Annotated in this window: 22 protein-coding genes; 5 read left to right on the top strand and 17 right to left on the bottom strand. The window is 40.5% G+C overall.

All coding sequences use genetic code 11. The features are described 5' to 3' along the window. Positions 1 to 2: 2 nt before the first annotated feature. The 8 genes from IYN84_RS03930 to IYN84_RS03895 are packed head-to-tail and all read right to left on the bottom strand — an operon-like array spanning position 3 to position 8281. Positions 3 to 590 (bottom strand): biopolymer transporter ExbD, encoded by a 588-nt coding sequence (locus IYN84_RS03930; RefSeq protein ID WP_196137853.1) that lies wholly within the window; start codon positions 588 to 590, stop codon positions 3 to 5. Positions 591 to 601: 11 nt separating this feature from the next. After that, positions 602 to 1102 (bottom strand): biopolymer transporter ExbD, encoded by a 501-nt coding sequence (locus IYN84_RS03925; protein WP_196137852.1) that lies wholly within the window; start codon positions 1100 to 1102, stop codon positions 602 to 604. 22 nt (positions 1103 to 1124) lie between these two features. Next, positions 1125 to 1829 (bottom strand): MotA/TolQ/ExbB proton channel family protein, encoded by a 705-nt coding sequence (locus tag IYN84_RS03920; protein WP_196137851.1) that lies wholly within the window; start codon positions 1827 to 1829, stop codon positions 1125 to 1127. Positions 1830 to 1837: 8 nt separating this feature from the next. After that, on the bottom strand, positions 1838 to 2188 hold the full coding sequence (locus IYN84_RS03915; RefSeq protein WP_210330288.1) for a hypothetical protein: 351 nt from the start codon (positions 2186 to 2188) through the stop codon (positions 1838 to 1840). Beyond that, the gene (locus IYN84_RS03910; RefSeq protein ID WP_196137850.1) at positions 2188 to 3003 is read right to left on the bottom strand and encodes a M48 family metallopeptidase; all 816 of its coding nucleotides are present in this window, start codon (positions 3001 to 3003) and stop codon (positions 2188 to 2190) included. Before IYN84_RS03910 ends, IYN84_RS03915 begins: the two co-directional genes overlap by 1 nt. Further along, positions 2984 to 5851, bottom strand: a complete 2868-nt coding sequence (locus IYN84_RS03905; RefSeq protein WP_196137849.1) for a tetratricopeptide repeat protein — start codon at positions 5849 to 5851, stop codon at positions 2984 to 2986. The genes IYN84_RS03910 and IYN84_RS03905 overlap by 20 nt, the downstream gene beginning before the upstream one ends. Then, positions 5851 to 7662: a lipopolysaccharide assembly protein LapB gene (locus tag IYN84_RS03900; RefSeq protein ID WP_210330287.1), complete on the bottom strand. Its 1812-nt coding sequence runs from the start codon at positions 7660 to 7662 to the stop codon at positions 5851 to 5853. Before IYN84_RS03900 ends, IYN84_RS03905 begins: the two co-directional genes overlap by 1 nt. A 7-nt stretch (positions 7663 to 7669) precedes the next feature. Beyond that, on the bottom strand, positions 7670 to 8281 hold the full coding sequence (locus IYN84_RS03895; protein ID WP_196137848.1) for an AraC family transcriptional regulator: 612 nt from the start codon (positions 8279 to 8281) through the stop codon (positions 7670 to 7672). A gap of 782 nt (positions 8282 to 9063) precedes the next feature. On the opposite strand from IYN84_RS03895, the gene IYN84_RS03890 reads away from it, so the two are divergent. From IYN84_RS03890 to IYN84_RS03880, 3 genes are read left to right on the top strand one after another with little or no spacing between them, the layout of a single operon-like run. Then, a complete protein-coding gene (locus tag IYN84_RS03890; RefSeq protein WP_196137847.1) occupies positions 9064 to 9711 on the top strand; it encodes an outer membrane beta-barrel domain-containing protein in 648 nt (215 codons plus the stop codon). Positions 9712 to 9725: 14 nt separating this feature from the next. Next, the gene (locus IYN84_RS03885) at positions 9726 to 10547 is read left to right on the top strand and encodes an SH3 domain-containing protein (protein WP_196137846.1); all 822 of its coding nucleotides are present in this window, start codon (positions 9726 to 9728) and stop codon (positions 10545 to 10547) included. Beyond that, positions 10517 to 11143 carry an outer membrane beta-barrel domain-containing protein gene (locus IYN84_RS03880; protein WP_196137845.1) on the top strand — a complete coding sequence of 209 codons (627 nt, stop codon included), beginning with the start codon at positions 10517 to 10519 and terminating at the stop codon, positions 11141 to 11143. The genes IYN84_RS03885 and IYN84_RS03880 overlap by 31 nt, the downstream gene beginning before the upstream one ends. A gap of 42 nt (positions 11144 to 11185) precedes the next feature. Here the strand turns inward: IYN84_RS03880 and queF are convergent, their stop codons facing one another. Both queF and IYN84_RS03870 read right to left on the bottom strand, forming a co-directional pair. Beyond that, the gene (gene queF / locus IYN84_RS03875) at positions 11186 to 12013 is read right to left on the bottom strand and encodes an NADPH-dependent 7-cyano-7-deazaguanine reductase QueF (RefSeq protein WP_196138548.1); all 828 of its coding nucleotides are present in this window, start codon (positions 12011 to 12013) and stop codon (positions 11186 to 11188) included. 26 nt (positions 12014 to 12039) lie between these two features. Further along, a complete protein-coding gene (locus IYN84_RS03870) occupies positions 12040 to 12411 on the bottom strand; it encodes a DUF1820 family protein (RefSeq protein WP_210330286.1) in 372 nt (123 codons plus the stop codon). Positions 12412 to 12492: 81 nt separating this feature from the next. Between IYN84_RS03870 and IYN84_RS03865 the strand changes: the two genes are divergently transcribed. After that, on the top strand, positions 12493 to 13092 hold the full coding sequence (locus IYN84_RS03865) for a class I SAM-dependent methyltransferase (protein WP_196137843.1): 600 nt from the start codon (positions 12493 to 12495) through the stop codon (positions 13090 to 13092). 609 nt (positions 13093 to 13701) lie between these two features. Here IYN84_RS03865 and IYN84_RS03860 read toward each other — a convergent pair. Beyond that, the gene (locus IYN84_RS03860; RefSeq protein WP_196137842.1) at positions 13702 to 14937 is read right to left on the bottom strand and encodes a nucleoside recognition domain-containing protein; all 1236 of its coding nucleotides are present in this window, start codon (positions 14935 to 14937) and stop codon (positions 13702 to 13704) included. Positions 14938 to 15118: 181 nt separating this feature from the next. Here IYN84_RS03860 and ttcA point away from each other — a divergent pair, with 181 nt between their 5' ends. Continuing rightward, positions 15119 to 16090 (top strand): tRNA 2-thiocytidine(32) synthetase TtcA, encoded by a 972-nt coding sequence (gene ttcA / locus IYN84_RS03855; protein ID WP_196137841.1) that lies wholly within the window; start codon positions 15119 to 15121, stop codon positions 16088 to 16090. 429 nt (positions 16091 to 16519) lie between these two features. Here the strand turns inward: ttcA and IYN84_RS03850 are convergent, their stop codons facing one another. From IYN84_RS03850 to IYN84_RS03830, 6 genes are all read right to left on the bottom strand, one after another. Then, complete coding sequence (locus IYN84_RS03850) at positions 16520 to 16900, bottom strand: hypothetical protein (RefSeq protein WP_196137840.1); 381 nt, start codon at positions 16898 to 16900, stop codon at positions 16520 to 16522. A 709-nt stretch (positions 16901 to 17609) separates the two neighbouring features. After that, positions 17610 to 17768, bottom strand: coding sequence for a hypothetical protein (locus IYN84_RS03845; protein WP_196137839.1), 159 nt, complete (start codon positions 17766 to 17768; stop codon positions 17610 to 17612). 412 nt (positions 17769 to 18180) lie between these two features. Then, positions 18181 to 18897: a MerR family transcriptional regulator gene (locus IYN84_RS03840; RefSeq protein ID WP_196137838.1), complete on the bottom strand. Its 717-nt coding sequence runs from the start codon at positions 18895 to 18897 to the stop codon at positions 18181 to 18183. A 116-nt stretch (positions 18898 to 19013) separates the two neighbouring features. Then, a complete protein-coding gene (locus IYN84_RS21540) occupies positions 19014 to 19223 on the bottom strand; it encodes a GDCCVxC domain-containing (seleno)protein (protein WP_305852092.1) in 210 nt (69 codons plus the stop codon). A gap of 83 nt (positions 19224 to 19306) precedes the next feature. Then, positions 19307 to 19972 carry an HAD-IB family phosphatase gene (locus IYN84_RS03835; RefSeq protein WP_196137837.1) on the bottom strand — a complete coding sequence of 222 codons (666 nt, stop codon included), beginning with the start codon at positions 19970 to 19972 and terminating at the stop codon, positions 19307 to 19309. A gap of 76 nt (positions 19973 to 20048) precedes the next feature. Continuing rightward, the gene (locus IYN84_RS03830) at positions 20049 to 22361 is read right to left on the bottom strand and encodes a TonB-dependent receptor (protein ID WP_196137836.1); all 2313 of its coding nucleotides are present in this window, start codon (positions 22359 to 22361) and stop codon (positions 20049 to 20051) included. Positions 22362 to 22419: the final 58 nt, after the last annotated feature.

Genomic DNA, 22419 nt, shown 5'->3' with positions numbered 1-22419 from the left:
AATTAACCTCCTGCTTTCTGATTCTGACTATTAGCCAATGCTTTTTGATCGACAAGGCTATCTGCCGCCTGGCTAGTGCTACCCAATAAGAAATCCTGCGGTGCAACTCGATTCACTGCTAATGAGATATCACGATAATTTGATTCGTTGCACGTTGTCATCACTGTCTTTAATAGACTAAATGAGACATTTTTATCGCCCATAATCGTTACCGGAAGGCCATTTTCTTTTTCATAAACCGACAACTCACCTTTCTTTTCAGTAAAACTGTTCAATGCTTCGAGTAACGGCGTAATAATTTCTTCTTTCGAATTCAATACTTCTTCAACTTCAACTACCTTGTCCTGGTTCAACCATATTGCGTCTTCGTCCAGCATAATAATTGCTTCAACGTGAGGAGCCGCCTTGGCACTCGATTCGGGCAATTTAATGAACTTCGCATTTTCCAGGCGATCACTATCACCCGCATTTAGAAGTAAAAAGAAAACCAGAATGGTAAATATATCCATTAAAGCCACCAAATTAAGCTTGGTTGCAAATACCGGCTTTCTGATTTCATCAAAATTTAAGTTTGAATGTTCTAAGCTCATGCAATGGACTCTTACTTGATACTACTATCGGCTAGCGAAATTTCAGGAAATAACTCCACTTCTACCATACTGGCAGCAACTACTGTACGATATGATTTAACCACATCCATGGCTGAAACCAACGATTGGTAATCCACACCGGGATCCGACAAAAGTAAAAGATCACGCTTATCCTGGAGTTGTAGCTTAACTTCTTGTAAAACCAATGATAGCTGAGCAAAATCAAAAGTTTCCCCCTCTTCTGCTTCTATCATTGGAATATCTTGAATCATCACATTTCCCGGATAGAAGACTTTGATTCCATCTTTATCCAATAACACTTCCAACTGCGATGGTTTTTCATCTGAGCTGATATTGCTTGCAGACAAATCAGGTAAATTTATTTCATGAACGGTAATCTGTGTAAACGTTAAACTCATTAACATTACGGGCACCAATACTATCATCAGGTTCATGAACGAGGTGATATCAATATCCGCATCTTCTTGTGGTTTGTGTCGAAACTTCAGCATGACGATTACCTATAAAAACTTTCTATTGTTCTTTTGAGCTTTCTTTAGTTGATGCGTCATTAGATTCAACAACCTGTGCGCCTGCATAAATCGCTCTATTGTACGTCATGATGTTTAGAAATTTGACTGCAGCCATTTCGATGCTCCTTACAATAGAAGCTGTTTTATTTTGCAAAAGAGCATGGAACACCAACAAGGGAATTGCTGCAATCAACCCAAAAGCAGTCGTGTTCATCGCCACCGATATTGCTTGTGAAAGCATCGTGGATTTTTGCGCTGGATCAGCACTGGCGACCGCGGTAAATGCACTTATCAAACCTATGATTGTTCCCAAAAGACCAAGCAAAGTCGCTACGTTGGCCAATACAGATAAATATCCTGTTCTTGTTTCCAGACGAGGCAAGGTTTCGAGCATACCTTCGCTCATTGAATTCTCAATATCAGCACGATGCTTACTCGCTTTCATCATATCAATACCACATCCGATAACTCTGGTAACAGGTGCGGTGCACTCACGAGTATATAACTGCATTTTCTCTATGTCAGAAGTTCGTAATAGAGGTAAAAAACTATCAAATGACTTAATATTTCTGGCTTTTTCTCGTGATAAAAATATCCAGCGCTCAATAGTTATCACTAAGCCGATAATCAATACAATAGCAATCGGATAGATAAACAATCCACCTTCCTGAAAAAATTTGACAATGGTACTATATACTTCAGTCATAACTAGCCTCATTTACTCGCAGTAATATTCTTTTCTAAATTCATTTCATGGTACAAGGTTGTTGAGCGTATAAAAACATTTCGGTCAACCAGGTTTAATGTTCGATCAATTTTATCGGTAATTTGCCATTGCAGTCTTTCAGGTGTTCCAACACCCTTCCATGGAACAAAATAGCTAACTGCCGGCTGCTCCTTATCACCAATAAAATTTGTTTCAAGCTTAATAACTTTGGGCTCTTCTTTGTGGGTATTTTCTTCATTGCTTTGTGCACTCACTAATCCACCAATTACAAATGAAAGAAACAAAACTACACCAGCAATCATCCTGTTTTGTTTTAATAGAAAATTGCTAACAGTCATTATTTACTCGCTTCCGTTTGCTTCACGCTTTCTAATTGAGCTTTCCTTTCTTCTTCCAGCCGTGCAAGTACCACTTGTTGTTTCTCCTTGAAATCGACCTCAAGATAACTCATTTTTTGAGTTCTTTGTCGCAAGTTTGCCAGCCAGCCATCTATTTGAGCCGGTAAACTGGTAGCCAGCAACTGGTAAGCTTCCATATGCTTTTGAGCTAGTTCGGTTTCATTAAGATAATTGTCGAGTAATACCGACAAATTAAAGTGCGCTTCCGGAAAATCTGGCCAAATAACCAATGCATCAATTAGCGCAGCCCTGGCACTTTCAAACTGGCCAGACTCCTTAAGAACCAGAGCAAGCTTAATATATGCGTTAACATTACTTTTATTAATAGCAACCGCTTGTTTATAATACTTTATTGCGACATCAAGCTTGTTCTTCTTTTTCGCGATATCCCCCAGAAGCAAGTAAGGTCCGGATAATTCGTCTGTCTCTTTTGTCAGTTCTTGCAGAACCTTTACTGCATCATCTAGTTGTCCGGTTCTAATCAAATTTCTTGCTTGTATAAACAAATTAACAACTTTATGTGAAAGAGGACCTTTCTCCACCAGATAAGGGTTTTTAACGGGCTTATAAGCCAACTTTTCACCATTTAGGGGGTTCACTTTCAAATAAGGAAGAAATTCCGACGAAGAAATCTTGGTCGTATTAACTCCACTACTAGAAAGAGGCTGGTCTTTTACCACCGTCGTCTTGCAAGCAGACAATAGCAAAACGGCGACAATAACTGTAAGTACAAAGCTACCAAATCTGATCGCCATAACTCACCTCTAATTCTTTCTTCGCGTACCTTTGTGGCTTTAACTTAGCCATTTCTACAAAACTCTTTTCTATCCACTCGTTATACTGACCATCCCAGGCACGCATAACATTTCCCTCATGCAATTCAACTACAGCGTTCAAAAAAGGTTCTACTTTCGCTTCAATTATCTGTCGATAACCTTCTTGATCACTTGCTGACAAACCGGACGGAATTGGAGCCGCCTTTAATTCAGTGACTAGTTGCTGATACATCTGCGCCATTTTATAACTACTCATAGTCACAAATTCCAGAATTCCGTAATTTGCAGCTCTTTTGTATCGATCCGTGGCATTCTTTAAAGCTTCATTTTTACGAGGCAAACTCCTGGATAGAGGTAACCTCAATTTTTTACGATTAAACTCCCACGCGAAATAGTCTCCATATTTTATATTCGCCCAGGCCGCTAACCACTGACTTCGTTCGGTTCTTTCGCTACCGGCTTCGGAATCACCGTCAATAATTCTTCTCAACCAGAAGAGATGTTTAGACATCTCTTTGTTCTTCTCATAAAGTTCAGCTAAGTGGTACCGTGCTTCCATTCGAACATCAAAAGGCTGTTCATAGGCTCTAGCATAATCTCTGAATAATTTAATTGCCGTGTCGTAGTTCTTACTTTTTTCATACATCGTTGCCGCCAGAAAGAGCGTAGTGCGACGAACGTCAGCATCCTTGTCTTCTCGACTTAAACGGTAATAATGAGTTGCGGCAATATTCCATTGTTCGGTCTTTTCGTAGGCAAGAGCTAAAGTTCGAGGCAGCTCTTCAGCATTTTTGAAGTTAGGAAATAGCTCTATCATTTGCTTAATTTCAGGAATGGCTTTTAACCATAAGTTAGCACCCGTCAAAAGAGCAATAGCATCATATTGAGCTGTACTTCGAATTTTTGAATTTGGAGACAACTTCTTAATTTCAAGTAGCTTCTCTGCAGCCTTCACGCTTTGCGATACATCAATCATCGACTCAGCATTTTTATACATTGCTGCAGCTAGACGTTCCGAGATCTCGCCATATTCGTTACTATCTTTTTGAGTATACTCTCTTTGGACCAGATACGATTTTTCCGCACTTGCAAAATCATTTAACTTGAAATGCGAGTGAGCAATTATTCCATAAGCAGTTTTAGCTAACTCCCTGTCAATATTCTTCTCGTTTTTAACCAGCTCTCCAGCAACTTTTAGAGCTCTGAGGTAGTCTTCTAAACCAAACAGATATTCGGCAGCATTTGCCAATACCGCCGGAGATCTTTTGTCATTTCTAAATTTTGCAGCAAACCTTAACATGCTTTCTACCGCCTGAGACTGCCACTTGTCTTTGACCTGCTGATTACTCTGATTTTCCTTAATCAACTTCTGATAGGCGACTATAGCGGCGTAGCCAGCATCATTCTCGTACTGCTTACTTTGCTGTTGATTAATTTCGTAAGCGACAGCTTCATAATCGGCAATTGATATTGCATAGTTTTCTGCGAGATAATTTGCTTCCGCTCTAAGATAGGTAACTTCACCTTTACGATCATCACCAGGGAAAGTTTCCAGATAATCTCCATAAAATCCAGCTGCTTTTCTCAGTGTGGTATTTCTTTTTTCCAGTTGTTCAGCCGCTTTGGCAAATGCTTTGCCGAGAACATATTTTTCTCTGGTTTTTTGATGCTTCTGTCCAAGATTATGGAAGTGTCTTGCAAGTTCATCGTAATAGGTCTTCAACTTGCTTCTAATCTCTATACTTAATCCACCAACATTTTTCGCGTAACGAGAGTGGATATTGTAGTAATTCACATAGGTTTCTTTTTCATTCAAGGCCTGAACTGGAAAACCGCCCTTAATATAAGTATCGATTAGCTTGCTATGCAGTCTGGGAGCCTGTGCTGCGTAGTTATACTTATTGACATAAGTTCTGTATGTTTCAGCGGAGTCTTCAAATCTCTCTTTAGCCAGGTAGTATTCTCCGAGATTATCATAGAGCATCCATATATAATCTCTTTCCTTAAGTGACTGAATCTTTTCAATTCCTGCAGCTCCGCCGTTCTTAGAAACACCAAGACTTATGGCATCCAAAGTATCCTTAACAAGTGGCTTCTCTGCTTTTGATAACTCTCCTAATTTTCTTTCTTTCTCAATTAATTTGTTGAATACGTAAGCAAATGAATCCAGACTCGGATTGATATTGTATTGTTTGTATTGAGCCCATCCCAGCATATAGTGTGAATAGATATCCAGCTTCTCTTCTTGATACTGGGTTACCATAAAGAATTCTTTTTCTGCTTCTCGGTATTTTTTACGTAAGTAGTAAATATCACCTAACCTGAAATGGACCTCTGCACTGCTTTTAAAATCAGGATGATAGCGTGTTAACTGTTGTAGTGTTTCCAGAGCTTTATCCTGGTTTCCTTCCAGTTCGTAGGCTCGCGCTAACTGATATAGAACATCAGCGTTATTTGGAGAACCTGGATATTTCTTAAGGATTTTTTCGTAATTTTTAATAGCTTCGATGTAATAGCTTTTCTGTGGCATTTCTTCTAATTGCTTTTTCTCTCCTTCAATCATATAAACATCAGCAATACGACGCTCGATTTCTTCTTTGAGTTCGTCATCCTTAAAATATTTTAGAAGATCCTGATATTCCTTACGAACATCCTTAAACTCCATTTTTTCCAGAGCAACTTCCCTATTTTGTTTGGGTTGATAGCGAAGGTCGCCAAGAGTCTTTTGGGATGCGCCACAAGACACCAACAAAAGTGAAAACGCGGTAGCTATAAACAAGCGCACTTTAATTGAAAAAGATACAACTAACATCATATTCGAGCGCATTAACTACTACCCTCTTTGTCTTTGTGTTTGGATTTTTCGATTCTTTGTCTTTTTGACTTATCCAGTTCCATCAAAGTCGAATCGTACAACCGGGCCTTAGCTAGACGAGACTGAGCCCAGTAGTAGCGCATTCTTTCTTCATGCTTGTCCAGCTCTTCATTAACCAGTAGGCGTACTACCGGCTCGAGTTTTGCGATGTAAAACTCTGTCTCTTTTAGTTTTTGCTGAATCTCTTTATGCTTACTTTTAATCAGAGGTAGCATATCTTCGGGCAACTGATATGGCTTAATTGATTGAGTAAGATTTCTAATCCGCCCCTCAAGTACCGAAAGCTGTTGCTCAGTATTTTCCACCAAAGCCTGTAGTTTTTTTCTATCGGATTTAGATAAAGTCAACGAATGAAGCCTAAGATCAGTTTTTTGCTCTTCAAGCTGTTCTTTTAGACGCCTTGCGGACTCGATAACCACTTTTTCGCTATCCGAAAACTGTTTTTTCTTTACGTTTTGTATGATCAGCTGATGCTGTCTGGTTTGAAACTGCCAATTTTGCAGGTTTCTCTGAATTGAATACAATTCAGAGAGTTCTTTAAGTGTTTCATTCATCACTTTACTTGCAGTCAGGTCAACCATAAATGGGGTTAACTTGGCATAATCCACTGTTGGTTGAGTACCAAACCAATCACTATCCTGAATAATTGCTTCAAGATTAAGAACAAACTCTTTTGGAACTTCTCGCTTGGCAATTATTCTTCTGGCTTCAGCAACCTGGCTAATTCCCTTTTCAAAATCTTCAATAGCCATCAAGTTTGCTTTAAGCGCTTTTCTTTTCGCTCCCTCTTGCTCATACAGATGTGCCAATAGTACTTTAGCCTCTTGAACTTCAGGCATAGCAATCGATCGAGTGTTTAAAATTTCCAATGCAGCAACCGCATCCTGGAATTGCTTTAATTTAATTGCGGTCCATGCATATGTTAGCAACGCTCTATTGGAATAAAGACCTGTTGTCCGGATGGAGGTTAAAAACAACCAGGCAGCCTGATTTTGACCTTGTTGTAAGAATAATTGTGCCAACCCATGCTTTGCTCTATCTGCAAGATTTGCAAATTCTGAATTAACTTCCGAGTACGCTGTGACTTTTTGAAGTAACTCCGATGCTTTTACCGGATCCCCCCCTCTTAAAAACTGAATCGCCATATTAAATAATATATAAGGGTAATAGTGGCTTTCACTGTCTACGCTATTTAGTAATGTTTCTTTTTGCAAATGATTTGCAGGGTTTTCCACAAGCGTTGCCAGGTAGTGATACTCTGAATGCAAATCAGAAGGCAACTGCCCTTGAATATTATTCAAAGCTTCAAAAGCCTTTTCTTGATTAGATTTATGATAATAGAGGTTGGCCAGATAGTACCAAACCCGATTCCTAACTATTGGCTCAGCATTCTCTTTAAGCGCTCGATCGAATATTTTTTTTGACTGGTCGGCAAGTCCAAAAGACAATAACATACCACCATTCAACAATTGCCCTTTTGCACTTTTAGCGATGGGATTGCCATGCGAAGCAGTATAATCATACTCAATTAAAGATTTAAAGTAGTCTTTTTGAAAATATTCAAATAATACCGCCCCCCATTCGAGCTCTGATTTTGACTCGGTCTGAGTATTATCTTCTTGCGCATAGACCTGGCTTATCTGAACGAGAACTAGTACGCAAATAATCGCCACTTTCTTGCCAACGCTTTCTAATCTGGTGATTTTCCTGGCGGTCATCGCAAAGTTAGTCATCGCAAAATTAGTCATCGCAAAGTTAGTCATCGCAAAGTTACCAGCGTTTCATCTTGAATTCAGGTTCCTGGGTATTGGCATTGTCCAGGATTGCAATTTCCAGATATTCTCCGGCTGTTCCTTTTTCAAACTCCAGGCTTTTGGCTAACTTGTAAGCTCGACCATTGACCCCAACGCCCGTAAAAAAAGCAGTTACCTGATGCTTGCCGGGACTAAGGTTTGTAATATGAAGTTTTTGAATTCCGCCTCTGGCCATAGCCTGGCGTTGTTTTTCTGCGTAAAGGTGACTAGCCACCTGCTGTCCGTCAATTTTAAGCTTAATACTCTCTAGACTGAAAAATTGTCCTCTTTTAAGCGAAACAAAGACGGTAAACTTGGTTGACGATGGGTAAAGCAGCTTTTCTTCAACTTTTCTCAAGTCACTATTTAAGGTTACGGCTTCTTTTTTCAGCTTCTGCAACCCTGACGAGATTTTCTTTAGAACTTCAACTGCGTTTGCTTCACCCTCAGATGTCTCACGCTTTTCTCCTACATTCTTGTTTGCCGTAGCATCATGCTCTGTCGGCAAAGCTTCACCATTAACGGCTCCGCCTACCAATAAAGACAGTATTAGCACTTTTATCAAAAATGAGATTCTATCGATTTTCAATTTTGTTTAACTCGTTTAATCCTATTGAAGACTCTACAACAGTATGCAGTTATCAAACACATCCGCACACTTCTATTACCTTTCACTTGTTCTGATATCAAATGTGCTGATATCAATCTTTTGATTTCTAGCAATTTATTCTGCAGTAATTAATATTGCTGCCTATACAGGTATCGCAAAAAGTAATTATCGTTTAACACCAAAGCATAAATTCTCTTGGCTTTTTAAAATTCAACTAAAAAATAATAAGCTGAAAGTTATTCAGTAATTAAAACCAGGTTCCTAGCTTGCTGATTTTGAACCAATTGATGATTAACATGTCGATAAGTTTTACTCGCCATAGCGTATCAAGAGTATTCGAAAATAAACTAATGGGTGCGCGGAAAATCAACTTCATGGTTTTATAGTGCGCGACTAAAAACTCCGATTTACTAGCTAATGGCGAAAGGTATCAGATAATCAGATTAAGAATTTGAGGCCCGTCACAAGTTGACCCAAACGGTTTCTTTTTCTTAAGAAAATTTAGACACATGTCCCATTTTACTCAAATCTGCGGTGCATAAGCTTTTCTTCTCTGGCAAACTTCCACCCAACTCGACCGTCCATTCAATTATTAACCAATACGGTGTTTTGCGAATAAAATGCCTCTGGTTCTGAAGTAGTTGGCGACTGAAGACTATCATCAATATAGAAATCCGATAAGTTCAGGGTCATCTTTTTTGCTATGCAGAATCGCTTGATATAGCGTTTCTTCAGTTTGATTTGTGTGAAAGTGCAAAACAATGAATTTAAAATTAAGTAATACGATAAAACCATTTTGTCTCGCTATGATCGCCTCAGTGACTTGTGCCAGTGGCGTTTTTGCTGCCGAGCAAGAAGTCCAGATTATCAAGCCTGACGAACAGGACACAGCCCCAAAAGGTGCCCTCCTGGACAGTGAAAAATTTGAAATAGGCTTTTCGTTAGGGCAAGTTGCTGTTGAAGACTTTAATAGCCAGGGTGCTACAAATATTAATATTACTTACCACATCAATAGTGACTTCAGCTTACTATTTGAGTCTGGAAAAGCAGATATTGACCCGGCAACTTTTGAAGAAGTGCTGGGCAGAAACTACCTTTCAGAGAGCGACAGAGAGTTTAACTATCAAACATTAGCCGGTGGTTACAAATTAACCCATGGACGTTCCTTTTTGGGCGCCAGTAGTAAATACGAGTCAAACATATACCTGTTATTTGGTGTGGATCGGATTGAATTTGCGCGTAACGATGAAACCGGGTTTATGCTTGGAGCTAAATACAAAACGGTTTTAACCGACTGGTTAACCTGGGATCTTTCAATTAAAAACCACTTTTTTGAAAGAGAGTTTAATGGTGAAAGCAAACAAACCCAAAATACCGAGCTTTCCTTCGGCCTTAATGTAATGTTCTAACTGGCGATTTCTCTATGCAACGAATAGATAACCCTGATTTCAAATTGAAAAGCCCGAACAAATTTAAAAGAGCAGCCTTTTATGGCGTGCTACTCTTTTCGACTAGCGTTTTCAAAGTGCCTTTTGCAGTGGCAGAATCACAAAACGACTCAAATAGTAGCGTCGAACTGGAAGTAATTGACCCTTATCTGGAAGTTCACACCGGACCCGGCCAGGGTTATCCAGTTATCTATACCGTCGAACAGGGTGAAAAGATTTTTATTTCAACCAGACGACCCGATTGGTACGAAATTTCAACCGAAGATGGTCATTCGGGATGGGTTAAAGCATCGCAGATCGCGAGAACATTGCTTCCCACAGGTGAACCCGTTGACCTACCGTCTGTGTCATACGGTGATTACCTGGAAAGAAGCCTTTATGTTGGCTTAAATGTGGGTCAATTCTCCAGCGGAGAACTTGAGTCATCTGATACTTTTAGCTTTCTTGCCGGCTTCCGTGCATTTTCCTGGGGTGCCGTGGAGATAGAACAAAGTCAATTTTACAATGCCGACTACCGAGGACAATATTTTGGTATCAATTTCAAGTTAGAGCCGTTTTCGGATTGGGTTGTCTCTCCCGTGCTGACTCTGGGAGGCGGTGAAATGGAAGTAACAGTTCAACCTAAACAGCTTCTTAGTATCGAGCAAGATGATTATTTTCATTACGGAATTGGTGCGAGTTATTACCTCGGTAGAAACTTCGTGATGAATATTAATTTCGATAAATATGATATTTCAACTGAACAAAGTGATAAGAGTGCAAATCGATGGAATCTCGGATTCAACGCTTTCTTTTAATAGGTGCAAGCCTTTCTATTTTTCTAGCTCAACCCGCCCTGGCAGAAGAATCTAATGGACAAGGGTTAGATAATACCGCGAGTCACTCGGGACTAGAGCTGGACAATGAACTATTTGAGATAGGTTTTACAGCTGGGACAATCAATATACAGGATTTTACCAGCGAGTGGTCCACCGGGATCAATGCGACCTTTTTGGCGACAGAAAATGCTTTTCTTCAGTTCAACTATTTGAAAGCTGATGTGGGTCTTTCCTCTTACGAGAAGTCTCAGGGTCAGCTAATTGCAGGCGATGACCGAGAGTTCAAACACTATGACTTTCTTGTCGGCTATGATCTATACCAGGGCGAACAGTTTTTCACTGGTAACAAAGCACAGCTTTCCGCTCTGTACGCGCTTTTTGGCGTCGGCGATACTAATTTTGGTGGTGAAAAAAGCTTTACCTATACAATGGGAATTGGATATCGGGTTGCTTTGACTCGAAAGTTTAATCTAAAGCTGGATTTTAAGAACTACCGCTATGAGTCCAACCTATTGTTACCGGAGCAAACCAACAATAGCCAGGGGTTATCGCTAAGTATTAACTACTTGTTATAAAACCTGATTACTTGCCGGGCCCGATAAAATTCGAGCCCATATCTATTGTCTGATCAAACGTGTATTGGCGACTTTGTCTTCATTTTCAATATCGCTAAAATCACTACGATACGGATTGATATCCAGCCCGCCTCTTCTTGTATATCTGGCATAAATAGACAATTTTTGTGGTCGACAGTACTGCTTAAGATCACAAAACATGCGTTCAACACACTGCTCGTGAAATTCATTATGAGATCGAAATGAAATGATATAACGTAGCAAGGCTTCGCGATCTATCTTTGGACCCTGATAGCGTATCTGCACACTAGCCCAATCAGGCTGGTTGGTAATCAAACAGTTACTTTTAAGTAAGTGACTAACCAATATTTCCTCAACGGGTGGTGTTCCTATTGCGGCAGTTAGAAGCTCAGGAGAATATTCATAACACCCAACCTCGATATCTTGAGAATCAAGTAACTCTCCACAAAGCTTTTCGACCTGAAGCTCGTCGGCTTCTTCTGGTCGATAAAGTTTGAGTTCTACACTACCCTGCGCAGCCTCGGATAAATCTTTTACTATTACATCCTGAACTTTCTGCCAACTGTCGAAACGCGTCTGATTTAAGGAATTCAAATAGAGCTTAAGCGATTTTGACTCAATGATATTTGGCGTATCGGCAGCTATACGTATCTCTCCTAGCGCAACCTGAGGTAACCCTTTTGGGTTCAACCAGCTCAACTCATATGCGTTCCAGATATCAACACCTGAAAATTTGAGAAACAAAGCATTAAGCTCTTGCCTTTTATCATTGCGCGCAATCGGATAAAGGAGGCCTGGAGAATACTCACTTACATACGCCGTACTCTTACCGAGAGGATTTTCTGCCATCTTTTTCACTACCTTTTCTCTTTTAACTAACCTTTAGAGTCAGGCTTAGGTATTGGGAAGGCAGTTACTACAGAGCCCTTTGCATCGCCAATTTTAGCTGTACCCTGCTGCTTGACTTCATCAATTCTTATCACCGAATGCATCGGAATACTTGTACGAGTAACGCCTTCAAATTCTGCCTTCAGCTTTTCTTCCCCAGGATCGACCACCAGACCCGAACGCTCGCCAAACAGCAAGCCTTCAACCTCAACAAAACCGTAAAGGCTTCCTTGATAAACGCTCTCAGCGTAAACTTCATAGGTTTTCCCGTTATTTACAAAAACGATTCGAAAAACAGGCTTCTTATCCACGAAATCCTCAAAAATCAAGTTAAACAACAATAAACTGAATTTTATCATATAATAGCGCTCACAACTCAAGTACTGTAAATCGTAAAACCGAATATCAGGCCTCAACCGTTTATTAATAAAGAACAAATTATGTGTCCATCACCGATAGCAGAAGCACAGAAAATAAGACAGCCACTATCCATTGAAGCCAGCTTAAATGGTGAAAACCTTGTGTTTGAAACCAGCTTCGGCGTCTTTTCACCGAAAGAAATTGATGAGGGTACTCGCCTCCTGCTCCATTACCTGGAGGTAGAGCCAGGCTTTGACTGCCTCGATTTAGGCTGCGGTTACGGCCCAATCGGAATTTGGATGGCTCGAAAGAGCAAAACTGGCAAAGTACTTATGTTTGATAAAGACTTTGTAGCTATAGAACTTGCGAAATCGAATATTAAGAAAAACAGAGTAGAAAATGCAGAAGCTAGACTAAGCAACGGGCTTTCCGCGCTGAATGATGAAAAGTTTGATCTAATTGTTTCTAATATTCCAGCAAAAGTAGGAAATGAAATGCTTTATCTATTCCTCTACGATGCATTTCATCACCTGAAACCAGGCGGCAAATTTGTGGTAGTGACCGTAAATGGCCTCCGACAGTTCTGCAAAAGAACCTTTAACGAAGTATTCGGCAATTACAAAAAAGTAAAGCAAGGCAAGACCTATACTGTCTCTTCTGCGACAAAAGCAGATGACTAGTCATTTTGCCAGTTTAATTTGAGATATTTTCGATTAAGGTAGTAAAAAAGCGGACACTTTTGTGTAATAAACGGCCTGTTAAAGTATTCCACAGAAACTGTGGATAACTTTGGGGAAAAGAATTACAAAAGTGCCGCGACCCCCTATTTTTACGCATGCTTTAACAAATTGGTCATATTTTAACCACACACAAAGAAATCCTTTTAAATCAATATGTTAGGATATTCATTAAAAAAATCAGCAAGTTACCGACACTGGTTTATTTTTGTGCAGGGCGCAACAATTCAGCTCAATTTTTTCTGTGGATTTTTATTGACACTCACTGAATTTTTAGTTCTCGATGACAGAATTATTACGAAAAACAGGCGACAACCAGCTTTTATCGAAGCTAGAGCGTAAAGTACTTACTTACGTGACCAAATTTGTCCATTTTTATTCGAGAAAACTGCTTAAAATCTATACTTGAGATGCTCAAAATTCATACCAATTCTTATGCAAATAGAATAAATTTTACACAGTCTTAAATAATCCTATTTATTTTTTAGCTATCAATACCAAATTCTGTATTTGAGCAGGTGATCTCCTTATCCGAGCTTCGATAATTCCGGATTAACCTTGACTGAAAAACCAATAGCTAACCAGAATAGCCATAACAATGCCGGTCAAATCGGCAAAGAGCCCGCATCCAATTGCGTGCCTGACTTTCTTAATCCCCACTGCACCGAAATAGACAGTTAGAACATAGAAAGTTGTCTCAGTGCTACCTTGCATAACCGCCGCGATTTTTGCGACAAAGGAATCTACACCATGAGTAGACATTGTTTCTAGCATCATGGCCCTGGAACCACTCGCGCTAAAAGGTCTCATCAATGCAGTCGGAAGTGCCTCTACAAAACGCGGATCGAGTCCAACAGCTTCCATTAACCAACTCATGGCGGAAACAATCCCACCTAAAATCCCGGAAGCGCGTAGGGCTCCAATAGCAGTTAGCATAGCCACCATGAACGGAATAATCTTAACTGCAATCTCAAAGCCTTCCTTTGCGCCATCAACAAACCCGTCGTAAATTTCAACGCCTTTCCGATAAGCGGCAATCAGGATAACAATGATGGTGGTAAATAGAAGTCCGTTTCCTAGCGCGGAAGAAACCTGTGCCATTTCTTCACTTTGAAGCGCGGATAACCAGTAGACCCCCAGCGCTACTAGTGCGCCGACAACCAGTCCGTAAAAGGCAACGACACGATTGAGCAGGTTTAGTTTCTGTACCACAGATACAGCCAGAAGGCCGGCCAGTGTCGAACAAAGGGTGGCCAGTAATATGGGTAAGAACACCTCGGCCGGTGAAGTAGCCCCCTGCTGTAGTCGGTACATAATGATAGTGACAGGAAAAATCGTCACCGATGAAGTATTGAGTACCAGAAAAAGAATCTGCGCGTTTGACGCAGTGTCTTTTACCGGGTTGAGCCGTTGCAGGCTCTGCATTGCTTTCAGACCAACCGGAGTTGCAGCATTATCCAGGCCCAGCATGTTAGATGCCATATTCATGGTGACATAACCTAATGCTGGGTGGCCTTTGGGTACCTCCGGCATAAGTTTGGCAAACAAAGGTGCCATTATTCTAGCCAGTTTTTCCGCCAGACCAGATAGCTCTGCTAGCTTCAAAATCCCGCTCCAGAATGCCAGAACACCAATCAGGCCAATAGCAATCTCAACGCTAAGCTGACTCATACTAAACAAACTATTAACAATTCGGTTGAAGACGTCGAAATCAGACAGAAATAACCATTGATAACAAGCAGCGACAAAAGCGGTAACAAAAAATGATAGCCAGAGTTTATTTAGCATGAGGGGAACATCTGTTTATTCATGTTATTTTGCCATCATAATAGCGCAATTGGTGGCTACCGTCCGCAAGTAGCCTCTATACAGACAAAATGTCAGACATTTTACTAACGAGAATTGAATATTTTGGGTATAATCGCGCAGCATTTAACCAGTAGTAGCAATTTTTAAGTATTTTCCGAAAATGACCAGTGTAAGCAGCCAAACTCCCTCTTCCGCAGAATCTGTCGATGCCATTGAAACTTCATCAGCAGCTGATACTCTTGATAAGAAACAAAAGGTTGAATATAACAAGCTGCAAAAAAGACTACGTCGAAATGTCGGTCGAGCCATCGACGATTTCAAAATGATCGAAGATGGCGACAAGATCATGGTCTGCCTGTCCGGCGGAAAAGATAGCTATGCGATGCTGGAAATTCTGATGAATCTTCAGAAAAGCGCACCTGTAGACTTTAATATAGTTGCAGTTAATCTGGATCAAAAACAACCGGGCTTCCCGGAAGATGTTTTACCAAACTATTTGTCTTCTATTGGCGTTGACTACCATATTATTGAAGAAGACACCTACAGCATTGTTCGTGAAAAAATTCCTGAAGGCAAAACCACCTGCTCTCTCTGCTCTCGTCTAAGACGCGGCATTATCTATTCCTGGGCACAGGAAAATGGCATCACCAAGATAGCCCTGGGCCATCACAGAGAAGACATTATGGAAACCCTCTTCCTGAATATGTTTTTTGGTGGAAAACTCAAATCAATGCCGCCAAAACTTTTAAGTGATGATGGCAAGAACACCGTTATTCGTCCCATGGCTTATTGTAAGGAAGCAGATATCGCTCGATTTGCCGAACTAAAGGAGTTTCCGATTATCCCCTGTAATCTTTGCGGCTCTCAGGAAAACTTGCAAAGAAAACAAATCAAACAAATGCTCAAAGCATGGGAAAATCAATTTCCAGGACGTATTGAAAATATTTTCCGTTCAATTGCCAATGTCGCCCCTTCTCACCTAATGGATAGAGAGCTTTTTCCTTTTGCTGACTTGAATAAGAATGTCGATGTCAAAAGAGAAGCTGAAACGCTATTTGACGAACCTGAAATAGAAAAGCAGCAAGAAAAAGATAAGCCTAAAGGCGACGTTCTTTTTAAGCAGCTGGTATAGAGATTTGTGAGCGGAAAGCAATGTCCATTTTATCAATTGAGACGCTATCAGAAATTATTCTCCCCAACACTCAATTAAAATGAACCGTGTTTTGTTTTCTAACCTTTAATTGCAACCTAGCCTAGGAGCTTCAATCAATTTAAATGTGCTCCAGAACATTTTTATTTGGCAAGCAATCATCATAACTTCGTTTGTGTAAATTTTGATGAGGACAAGCTTGAATATCTGAATGAGGGTACCTACCCCAAAACTTCCTATACAGTTCAGGTCTCATTATATGAGAATGGAGTCATTAAAAAATTTATACCCGTTTCTACAGAGAATCAAAATACTTGAAATAAAGCGTTGTTCCTTGTCTTTCTGACTCCTAACGCCCTATGCACGCGAATGTAGCTTTATTCCGCCTGCCTTTACTTGATAACGAGATGGTTAACTTTTTACACAGCTTACGGTTAGCTTTGCTTGCGCTTCACCTTCTACCAACGTGGTAACACGCTCATCATACTCGACACACACTAGTTGACGACCAGCAAATTTATAGCCGCTCTTATTTTCATTTAGTTCAATATTACAATCGAACTGAAATAACCCAGAAGGCAATAAAGTTACCAGTACGGCAATCGTTACCATGTCGTTTTGAATCATTACCTCTTTACCAGTAATTACAGGTTGTTCTACCTCAACAAAAACATTGTCATCAAATTGGAAATCAACATGTACATTTAATTGAACTTGTTCCCCTTTCTCCAGTTCAGATTTATGTACTCTATTGTATGCGGCAATATATGGTCCTCCCAGTGGACTACTCAAAATTACATACCTCCATAAAGTTAGCGCCGCTAACGCCAGAAAATAAAGAGCGTAGCGAGCAATTAACCCGAGTGCCAGGCCTTATTAGTAGCCATAGCGACGATTTTCTTTTTTCAGGGTTGTGAACCAAAACATTGCAACCACCTTTCTTGGTATATATTTTACCTAGATCAGTAGTAATTTTCACCTGACACATTGAGCGCTTCCCACCAAGTCTAGAAGTCCAAAACTGATACTTTTATTGATACTCAGTTTTAAAGGTAAAGATTACTTTTACATCCTTTATACAAAAATCGGATATTTCCACCGATTCTAGATCACGTTGGAACATACATAACAATAGCTCGATGGCTTTCGAAAATGTTACGCACACGGCTTCATTTGGCACATAGACGCATACAAGATTGATTACAAGTTCATTAGCACCAATTTCTTAATTTCTTCCGTGTAGGCATAGAGCTAACCAACATTCTTGTAGCCTTGGTGGTCAAAGTTTCTACTCAAGCACCATTGTACCGTATTTCCAGCAACGCCCTTAAGTTGTTTTCTTCGTGCTATCTCGAAGTACTTCTAACGCTTGGCTAAGAAGCGCCGTTATTCATAGCGCCTTTATTCTGCGCCTGGTTATGTGCGAGTTTATGTAGGTTTTCTAAAGCCACTCAATTTCCTATTAGTCTTCTTCGAAGCTCTCGAAGATATCTTGAAGCGACTAGAAATGATGATCAGCAATATTTGCGTTTTTCTCCATAAAGTCGCTACACATAAATAAGTAATATGTGTTTTCGCCCAATAAAGCTTTGCAGATCTTTATTTGGGTTCCAGCATCTTCACCGGATTTCAGGAGACCTACTTTATCTGGTTCTAGCATTTATCGCCTTTTGCTCATATGCTGATTGAGTGATGCAAATCACGCTAAAACGAAACTTGCTCTGCACTTTTCTTAAATCCTTAATTAATTCAGTATGTTACTAGCGGCAAGAAATTTCGCAAGCGTTTTTATGGTTATTTTGTACAAATAAACATCAAAGCAAAAATAAAAAGCTATAAAATCAACAGGTTAAATTTTACTCAAGCTCTAAGTAGAAAACGTCCGACAGACACTACTCTTTCCGTCACTATAAACTAGCGCAGTTATTTAAGGAAGATAAGACTAGTAGGTTAACTCAGCTGAAACTAAGGATAGAGAATATCAATGTCGGTAGAAACCGTCACAACTAAATCAATGTGCCAAATCAATTTAGTTGCGAAGGGCTAATAGTTAATTTCTTACCTATTAGACGTTAATGGCCTTTGGAGGCTTTTGACATAAATTCGAAAAGCTCATCGCTAATGCCATGCTCTTTTCTTGCTTGCGGCTCATTATACAGCAGCTCATTAAATGCATTTAATTTTTTCTTATCGTTTTGGGTAATGGCCCTGGTCATTTCCTGCCAATGCCCCATTAAATCCTGAACTTGTTTTGAATCAGGTTCGAGCCCAGAATCTAGTGCCAACTGCAATTGTTCAAGCCACCTTCCCCAGACATCATCAAAGGTTTCATTGCTGTCCTCTAGATGCTCTCGATTGTGAATTTGATCAATTTCGTTTTGATTAAAATATTTTTCATACATTGTCATACTCTCCAAAGTTTTGAATATAAAGTCGTCCAAATCATCAGAAGGTATTGACTCTGTTTCCAGCTTTTCAAGTAGTTTGAAAATTCTGTCTTCAATCTGCTGAATCACTTTTCTTTGCTGTTGAAGCCCATGCAATTGCTTTTTTAATTGAGGTACCAGATTTTTCTCATTATTTAGCATTGCCGGCATTTCAGCCAAGGCTACTCCCAGTTGTCGAAGAGTCCCTATTTGTTGCAGTTTCAAAAGGTCTGAGCTTTTATAGATACGATGTCCCGCGTCATTTCGAGAAATAGGACCAACAAGTCCCTGCTCTTCATAAAAATGTAGTGCTCTCGCGGTTAACCCTGTTCTTTTAACAACCTCACCAATTTTCCATGCCATCGATTGACCTCCCGATAATGGACAACAAACAGTCTAAGAGCTCACCTAACGTGAGATGCAAGTATTTCTTTAGTGCTTCGAAAACTCGATAGTTATTTGTGCTTTTGATCCCATTGCTAGCAACAAGAATTGCCCAATTGAACAGGTGGACATTTAACGGTTCCATAAGAACAGAAAACACAGCAATCCCCTTGCTTGGGTTTTAGAAGCTGTTTGCAGTATTCACACTCGTAGTAATAGACACAGGCATCTGTCGGCATGCTTTCAATTTTGCGGTGACCGCAATTAGGGCAGGTAATTTCTGACTTCAAAATTTCATTCGTCATTCTGAACTATTCCTCTAATCAGGTTTTATTTAGAACAGATGCAATAAAAACAATATATAAAGCTGACTTTTAACTTCTTAAATTTAACTCCAAATTAACACTTTTGCATCTTGGCCAAACGATTTTTGAAATCGTTTCAGGCATCGCTTGTTTGGATTAACCAGATATTTTTGAGAGCAAAGTGAAAGTAGCGGTACATCATTCGAACTGTCAGTATAGCCGGTGATACTGTTAAAGTCCTTAATAGTGAGCTTTCGCTCCAGTTGCACCAGCTTGTTTTGTGCAAAACAATGAAATTTGCTTACCATTCCGCCTAAAAATCTTGTCTCGTTTGATCCAATAAGAGTCAAACCTGAATATCCGATTTTTTTGAATATTTTCTCCAACATCCATTGCGACGAACCGCTAATAATAACGACCCGCTCATTTTCAATCTGATGCATATCAATCCTTGACAATGCTTCCTGGTATATGACGACCTCGTCGATTGATAGAAAAGTATCAATAAATGCTTGTCTCAACTTTTCGATTCTAACAGGCGATAAACCAAAGGTTGAAATCCACAAATAGACTGAGTTTCCTAAATAGCGCGTTCTATTTGAAGTAAACAAAGGCAAAATAAGAGGAGTCAGCAGGATAGCTAAAATTGTGCGAAGGTAGTTTCGTTTTAGTGAATAAAGAATAAAACAAAATCCTGTGTCTTTATTGATAATTGTTTTGTCAAAATCAAACAGGGCTGCTGCGTTCATGAGTCTATTAGGGGTTTGGGGTGGTCATAATTCAAAATTAAGGGCTTTTCAAAAGCCCCTAATTTAATAGCTCATTCTAAAAAGAATATCTAGCTCCAATAGTGAAACTACGACCAGGTCTAGGTGCCAGATCTTTTAGAAACGAAGAATGATCGCGAGCCTCTTCATCCAACAGGTTCTTTCCTTTAAAGAAAATAAAAACTTCATCGGCTCTGAGCGGCATTCGATAAGCAAGCTCCAGATCCAGTAATTCAAATCCTTCTGTTACTAACTCATTTTCAGCTAAACGATCCTGAGTGTCAAAATGAGTCCAGTTGAGCTCAGCGGAGAAGGCTCGATAATCGTGATGAAGGCTGACGCCTGATTTCATTGGTGGAATTCTGGGGACATAGGAACCATCATCCAGTTCGGCTTTGATATAATCTGCTAATATTCCCAGTTTAAAGCTATGTTCTCCAATTTCTCCCAACTGGTACTCCAGTTGAAATTCAGCGCCGGAAAAGTCAGCATCTTGCTGTTGATAGCAAACTAACTGGAGGTCTTCAGCTTCGGCTTCTGTTGCCGCTTCCTCAGATACACAGGAGTCAATGGCAGTTACATTGGCGCCATAGATAAAATCATTAAACTGATTCCAGAAAAGATTAAATTCTCCTGAAAATTTCTCGCTTTCAAAGCGATAGGAAAGATCCAGATTGTTAGACGTTTCTTTATCAAGATTGGCATTGCCTATTTCAAAAGATCGAGTAGCCACATGCGGACCAAAAGAAAAAAGTTCCTCTACACTGGCAAAACGAGAAGCCTTGGAAAAGTTAAACGCAAGCTTATTATGATTACTGATCGAATAGACAACGCCTGAAGAAAAGCTCAGGCCAGATTCAGAAACTTCGGGCATTCCGAATGCATCGACTTTTTGAGAATCAAATCTGGCACCAAGCTCCCACTTTAAATCACCAGACTCCCTTTCCTCCACCCAAAACAGAGCCCGTGTTTGGGTTGTAGAAGGCGGCACGAAAGCTTCTTCGCCTATCGCAACAAAGTCTCTTTCAGTAACCTGCAAACCAACAATTCCAGTCCATCCCATTAGCGAATTGTGTTTAAGGTAACTTTTAAGCTCCCAGGCTTCATTTTCAAACCGGGTTCCAGTCTCCTCTCCTTCCAGCTCACTATGTTCATAATCGGTTAACGCATAACCGATAAACCATTGGTCGACAATATCTGAAAGTTCAACAAAGCTGGCCTGGAGGTCGTAGCGTGTCTGCGACATATCGATTTCCACACCTTCATGTGCAGCTTCCTCTATAACTACATTCACAGGCTCTTCTTCATGTTCAGCATGGCCCGGGACGCCATAAAGTTTGTCTACCTTTGAAACCGACGCACCAACGTAGCCCCACTCGCCAACCCGGGTTAAACCAAAACTCCCGCCGCGGGTTTCGCTTTGACTTCCTTCTAAAACACCACCAGCTTCTTCTTCATGGCCGCTTTCTTCTTCACCCTGCTCCGCTTCATGCAGGGCTTCGGACTCTGCAGGTCCGGGAATTTCAATTTCGTCTGACTCATTACTGTAGCCGTCAAGGTGCCAGTTCCAGTTTTCATTGCCACCATCAAGAGTAAACACCAGTGACTCTTCCCCAGTGGCGCTATCACCTGCACGAACCTCTATTCCACCAGTCAGTTCGGTTACAAGGTCATCATTAATTTTTCTGTCGGAAGTATTCACAATACCGCCAATCGCACCGCTGCCGTAAAGTAGTGTTGCCGGACCTTTAACGACTTCAATCTGTTCCGCTAGCAATGGTTCAACGCCAACATCGTGATCGGCACTAGTGGTGGACGCATCCTGAACAATCATCTGGTTGTTGGTAATCTGCACACGTGCACCTCCCAGCCCCCTGATAACCGGCCGGGCTACCGCCGGGCCAAAAGAAGACAAACTTAAACCTGGCTGTGATTGTAGGATTTCGCCAAGCGTAGTTGCTCTTTTCATGACCAGCTCTTCACCTGACATTACGATCGTTGGAGTGGCCATGTCCAGACTGGTGTGCTCCAGAGGATTGGCGGTAACAACAATCTTGTGAGTTGGTTCATCTTCCAGGGTCAGTTCAACCAGCTCATTATTTCCTTCATTTACCTCAACCTGTTGATGGAAATGAGCCTTGCTACCTCCTTCAACATCTAAAATATGAATGCCAAGCGGTAAATCCAGACTAAATTCTCCATTCTCGTTGGTAACAGCGCTAACTAATTCGCCTCGAACCTTTACTTCTACTCGTTTCATAGGTTCGCCACTGGCATTTTTAATCACACCCTGAATAACTTTTGCCGGAGTGCTCAACGAAGTAACACAAAGCGCTGCAGCTACGGCAGCAACACAGATATTCTTGTTCATTTCTAATCTTCCACTATCTAAAATCTGATCGATTGACCTGAGAAATACGCCGACAAAT

Origin of the sequence: Aliikangiella sp. G2MR2-5, assembly GCF_015687155.1 — a bacterium.
Classification (GTDB): domain Bacteria; phylum Pseudomonadota; class Gammaproteobacteria; order Enterobacterales; family Kangiellaceae; genus Aliikangiella.
Note: the sequence above shows the minus strand (reverse complement) of the source record. Positions and strands in the feature narration are given on the sequence as shown.

Coding starts and splice junctions, on each gene's coding strand:
- IYN84_RS03930 (WP_196137853.1), bottom strand. CDS start 590: ATGAGCTTAGAACATTCAAACTTAAATTTTGATGAAATCAGAAAGCCG.
- IYN84_RS03925 (WP_196137852.1), bottom strand. CDS start 1,102: ATGCTGAAGTTTCGACACAAACCACAAGAAGATGCGGATATTGATATC.
- IYN84_RS03920 (WP_196137851.1), bottom strand. CDS start 1,829: ATGACTGAAGTATATAGTACCATTGTCAAATTTTTTCAGGAAGGTGGA.
- IYN84_RS03915 (WP_210330288.1), bottom strand. CDS start 2,188: ATGACTGTTAGCAATTTTCTATTAAAACAAAACAGGATGATTGCTGGT.
- IYN84_RS03910 (WP_196137850.1), bottom strand. CDS start 3,003: ATGGCGATCAGATTTGGTAGCTTTGTACTTACAGTTATTGTCGCCGTT.
- IYN84_RS03905 (WP_196137849.1), bottom strand. CDS start 5,851: ATGCGCTCGAATATGATGTTAGTTGTATCTTTTTCAATTAAAGTGCGC.
- IYN84_RS03900 (WP_210330287.1), bottom strand. CDS start 7,662: ATGACTAACTTTGCGATGACTAATTTTGCGATGACTAACTTTGCGATG.
- IYN84_RS03890 (WP_196137847.1), top strand. CDS start 9,064: ATGAATTTAAAATTAAGTAATACGATAAAACCATTTTGTCTCGCTATG.
- IYN84_RS03885 (WP_196137846.1), top strand. CDS start 9,726: ATGCAACGAATAGATAACCCTGATTTCAAATTGAAAAGCCCGAACAAA.
- IYN84_RS03880 (WP_196137845.1), top strand. CDS start 10,517: ATGGAATCTCGGATTCAACGCTTTCTTTTAATAGGTGCAAGCCTTTCT.
- queF (WP_196138548.1), bottom strand. CDS start 12,013: ATGGCAGAAAATCCTCTCGGTAAGAGTACGGCGTATGTAAGTGAGTAT.
- IYN84_RS03870 (WP_210330286.1), bottom strand. CDS start 12,411: ATGATAAAATTCAGTTTATTGTTGTTTAACTTGATTTTTGAGGATTTC.
- IYN84_RS03865 (WP_196137843.1), top strand. CDS start 12,493: ATGTGTCCATCACCGATAGCAGAAGCACAGAAAATAAGACAGCCACTA.
- IYN84_RS03860 (WP_196137842.1), bottom strand. CDS start 14,937: ATGCTAAATAAACTCTGGCTATCATTTTTTGTTACCGCTTTTGTCGCT.
- ttcA (WP_196137841.1), top strand. CDS start 15,119: ATGACCAGTGTAAGCAGCCAAACTCCCTCTTCCGCAGAATCTGTCGAT.
- IYN84_RS03845 (WP_196137839.1), bottom strand. CDS start 17,768: ATGCTAGAACCAGATAAAGTAGGTCTCCTGAAATCCGGTGAAGATGCT.
- IYN84_RS03840 (WP_196137838.1), bottom strand. CDS start 18,897: ATGGCATGGAAAATTGGTGAGGTTGTTAAAAGAACAGGGTTAACCGCG.
- IYN84_RS21540 (WP_305852092.1), bottom strand. CDS start 19,223: ATGACGAATGAAATTTTGAAGTCAGAAATTACCTGCCCTAATTGCGGT.
- IYN84_RS03835 (WP_196137837.1), bottom strand. CDS start 19,972: ATGAACGCAGCAGCCCTGTTTGATTTTGACAAAACAATTATCAATAAA.
- IYN84_RS03830 (WP_196137836.1), bottom strand. CDS start 22,361: ATGAACAAGAATATCTGTGTTGCTGCCGTAGCTGCAGCGCTTTGTGTT.